Origin of the sequence: Cytobacillus eiseniae (assembly GCF_017874625.1) — a bacterium.
Classification (GTDB): domain Bacteria; phylum Bacillota; class Bacilli; order Bacillales; family Cytobacillaceae; genus Cytobacillus; species Cytobacillus eiseniae.
This window is the reverse complement of record NZ_JAGIKZ010000051.1, coordinates 1-4,217: the sequence shown is the minus strand read 5'-3', so window position 1 is coordinate 4,217 and position 4,217 is coordinate 1. Positions and strand designations below refer to the sequence as shown.

The 4,217-nt window shown below is 37.6% G+C and carries 3 protein-coding genes; 2 read left to right on the top strand and 1 reads right to left on the bottom strand.

Going from position 1 to position 4,217, the window contains the following annotated elements; translation table 11 throughout:
* Positions 1-455: 455 nt before the first annotated feature.
* Positions 456-863, bottom strand: coding sequence for a YkvA family protein (locus J2Z40_RS19585; protein WP_066393006.1), 408 nt, complete (start codon positions 861-863; stop codon positions 456-458).
* Between the two features lie 199 nt (positions 864-1,062).
* Here J2Z40_RS19585 and J2Z40_RS19580 point away from each other — a divergent pair, with 199 nt between their 5' ends.
* Together J2Z40_RS19580 and J2Z40_RS19575 are read left to right on the top strand one after the other, a co-directional pair.
* Entirely contained in the window at positions 1,063-1,656 is a 594-nt protein-coding gene (locus J2Z40_RS19580; protein ID WP_066393009.1) for an SCO family protein, read from the top strand.
* A gap of 593 nt (positions 1,657-2,249) precedes the next feature.
* Positions 2,250-3,827: a peptide chain release factor 3 gene (locus tag J2Z40_RS19575; protein ID WP_066399187.1), complete on the top strand. Its 1,578-nt coding sequence runs from the start codon at positions 2,250-2,252 to the stop codon at positions 3,825-3,827.
* The last annotated feature ends 390 nt before the right edge of the window (positions 3,828-4,217 follow it).

The following is a 4,217-nucleotide window of genomic DNA, read 5'->3' as shown; positions in this document are numbered from 1 at the left end:
ACTATATTATACTAGTAGTCCTTCAAAAAAATTGAAGATGAAGGGCCTTATTCAGTAGTGCCCTCTAGCCAAAAAGTGTTTTCATACAAAATTATTAATTTAGATGTTGTGGATAACTTTGCGACAAGTTTGTCTACGTTCAGCTCCACAAGGAATACTTCGGCAGAATAAGCATCGCACGAGTATAAGTGTTTTTCTTATAGGAGGAGAGCCTACCCCCGACGTACAGGACGTACTAGTGTCGACAATGCAACAGGACGTCGCGTTTTTGTCGACCTCGAGGTCACAAGCCAATCCTCTAAAGATCGGTAAAGGACACCTTTCCGTGAGGCTCGTCTTGTCCTATGCCTGAGGGTGATCAAGGCGCTTGCGCATTTGTTCTGAAATAAAATCTTCTACCAATCATAGGTAGTTCGTATTTATATGGAGTAAAGCAATGAGCGGTAAGTTCCCATTTATTCTATTTGATTATCTTGCATCCTGTTCCACATTTTAAATTTTTCTAGTTCGTTTGAAAGCTGTTTTAGGGCAAATGTAATTACTGCTGCGTCATCTACAAGGCCAATCCCGATGAGGAAATCGGGTATGATGTCTATCGGTGAAACAAAGTACAAAATGGAAGCAATAATGAAGATAATCGATTTCTTGGAAATATCCCGATATTCTCCATTTGACCAACTTTTGACTAACTCCATAAGAAGTTGGAATTTCTCACCAACATCTGATAATGAAGTTTTATTTTTTTTTGCTTTTCGTGCAGATTTTTTTAGTAGGCCAATTGTTTCTTTCGGGTTGTCTGCGTATTTCTTTGCCTTCGACTCAAATAATTTATACCCTTTTTCATGCCGGTTATGATCTGGCATACGGTTCACCCTTTCAATCGATTGTATAATCGCTATTATTCGCATTAAATAATGAATACATGAATTTAAACATGATGTAAAGTACTTCTTTTGACATATAAGTCCGTTTTATAAGTGTTTTCTATCACGGTCTTTCTTACGAAAATGGTTTAGATTTCTCTAGAATAGAGAAACTAAAAAGAAAAGGGGAAGGAAAAAGATGAAAGTTAGAAATCAAATAAAACTGACTGCCATTATTATGTCATGTCTGCTCATACTTGTCAGCTGCTCTGAAAAGCCAATATTTGAAGGAGAGTATGAATGGGAATTACAAGAATTTAGTGCTGTGAACCAGGACAATGAAAAAGTGAGCCGTGATGATTTAATTGGAGAGGCATGGCTGGCTAATTTTGTGTTCACACAATGTACGACCGTTTGTCAGCCTATGACGGCGAATATGGCAAAGCTTCAGCAGAAGCTTAATGAGGAAAAGGTCAAATTCAATATCATTTCTTTTTCTGTTGATCCGGAAAGGGACAAGCCTGAAATTTTGAAGGAATATGGAGATCGATATGAAGCCGATTATTCAACATGGAATTTCCTAACCGGTTATTCAGAGGATGAAATTAAAATGATTGCTAAGAATTTTAAGACGCTTGCCGAAAGAGAAGAAGGAACAGACCAATTTATTCATAGCACAAAAATCTTCCTAATAAATGGGGAAGGGAAAATAGTGAAGGGCTATAATGGCATAGACGTGCCTTATGATGAAATTATAAATGATATGAAGTCATTAAATAAGGCTCTTTTCTAAAAGATTGTTATATTTAAAACAATTGTTAGAATAAATGGTTTACCAAATAGGTCGGTTGATTGGAGCGTAAGGTGCGAGATCCTCGAAAATGCTGTCGCATTTCCTTCGTGCGGTGTGAATCCTAAGAATCCTACTCAATGTCCTGCGGGATGCGTAGGACAGATGAGACCCCGCAGGAGCGTGAGCGACGAGGAGGCTCAGCGCCTCCCCCGCGGAAAGGGAGCACACGTACGTGGAAATCAACCTTCACCAAAATTATGTGTAAAATAGCAACAATGTTTACGAAAACAGCCTTAAATAATTTAGAAAACACGAGATAACGAACACATTTTGAAAATACAATATGAATTACATATTCGACTAGACTGGGTGCTTGCAGCTCAGTCTTTTCGTGTATAAAGCAAAGGACAGACTAACTATAGTGGAGATGAAGTCAACCTATCAACTTGTAACACTCTTTTTATACAGATAATCTATCTAACGAATTGCTTTATTACAAAAAATAATCACGATGTGTAAATGGAGGATTGCAATCTGTTTTTCTGAACGATAAAATGAAAGGTATGAAATTAGAGAGTCAGCGAGGAAAAAACATGGCAAAGAAATTTGAAGAAGAAGTAATAGCGCGCCGGACATTTGCAATTATCTCCCACCCGGATGCTGGTAAAACAACATTAACTGAAAAATTACTCCTATTCGGTGGTGCGATTCGAGACGCCGGAACGGTAAAAGGGAAGAAAACAGGCAAATATGCGACAAGTGATTGGATGGAAATTGAGAAGCAACGTGGAATCTCCGTTACATCTAGTGTGATGCAGTTTGACTATAATGGAGCTCGGGTAAATATTTTAGATACACCAGGGCATCAGGATTTTAGTGAAGATACGTATCGGACTTTAACTGCAGTAGATAGCGCAGTCATGATTATCGATTCAGCAAAAGGGATTGAGGAGCAGACACTTAAATTATTTAAAGTTTGCCGTATGAGAGGGATTCCTATTTTCACCTTTATTAATAAGCTAGATAGACAGGGGAAAACACCTTTAGAGCTACTTGCTGAACTGGAAGAAGTGATGGGGATTGAATCGTATCCGATGAATTGGCCAATCGGAATGGGGAAAGAATTCCTTGGAATTTACGATCGTTTCAATAACCGAATTGAACAATTCCGTGTTGATGATAATGATCGCTACATTGAACTAAATAAAGATGGCGAAATAGATGGGGAACATGCATTGAAGGATTCTGGATTATATGACCAGACGCTTGAAGAAATCATGCTGTTGAATGAAGCAGGCAATGAATTTTCGCAAGAGAGAATTGCGGAAGGACAATTAACACCTGTATTCTTTGGTAGTGCACTGACTAACTTTGGTGTGCAAACCTTTTTAGAATCCTACTTGCAATTTGCTCCAGCCCCACAACCAAGAAATTCAACTGTTGGAGAGATTGATCCTTTATCTGCGGAGTTCTCAGGTTTTATCTTTAAAATCCAAGCCAATATGAATCCAGCACATCGGGATCGAATTGCATTCTTAAGAATTTGTTCAGGGCAATTTGAAAGAGGAATGACTGTCAATATTCCGAGAACAGGCAAACAAATCAAGTTAGCACAATCAACCCAATTTATGGCAGATGACAGAAGCACGGTCGATCTTGCTGTAAGTGGAGATATTATTGGCATATATGATCCGGGAACATACCAAATTGGGGATACTCTTACTTCAGGTAAAGAAAATTTCCAATTTGAGCGACTTCCACAATTTACTCCCGAGCTGTTTGTTCGAGTTTCTGCTAAAAATGTAATGAAGCAAAAGCATTTTCATAAAGGAATTCAGCAGCTTGTTCAAGAGGGAGCAATCCAGCTTTATAAAACGGTTAAGACAGAAGATCTTCTTCTTGGTGCTGTTGGCCAGCTCCAATTTGAGGTTTTTGAACATCGGATGAAGAATGAATACAATACGGAAGTATATATGGAACGTGTAGGTTCGAAGATTGTTCGGTGGGTTGAGGGGGATGATGTGAATGAAAATCTTTCTAGTTCCCGCAGTCTCCTTGTTAACGATCGTTATGAGAAAAAAGTTTTTCTATTCGAAAACGACTTCGCACTGAGATGGTTTCAAGAAAAAAATCCTGAAGTGAAATTATATAACCCAATGGATTCAGAATAATAATGTAAAGGACGGTTCCTATATAGGTAAGTTGATCGGTTGTGAAGTAGAAAAATTCAAAGGAAATATTTTAGAATTCCATAGTAAAACGTAGAGGTTTCACATCCTCTGCGTTTTTATATTCTAATGACTTTTTCATCAACTAACGCCTTTTTAGTTGATGAGGCAAATAAATGAAGTTTGCTAAAGAATCTCACCGCTTACTCCCCAATAAGATGCCTTATGCAAAATCAAGTAACGAGCATATGTAAAATAAACCAGCTAATAGTTTGTCAACATTTTTCATTTAAATAATTTTTTATTGTGTGGTATTCTAAAAATAAGCAAGCCAAATAACCTTCCATTAGAACAATTTTGGAAGGTTTTAGTTTATTTAGATAGCTTTGCAAT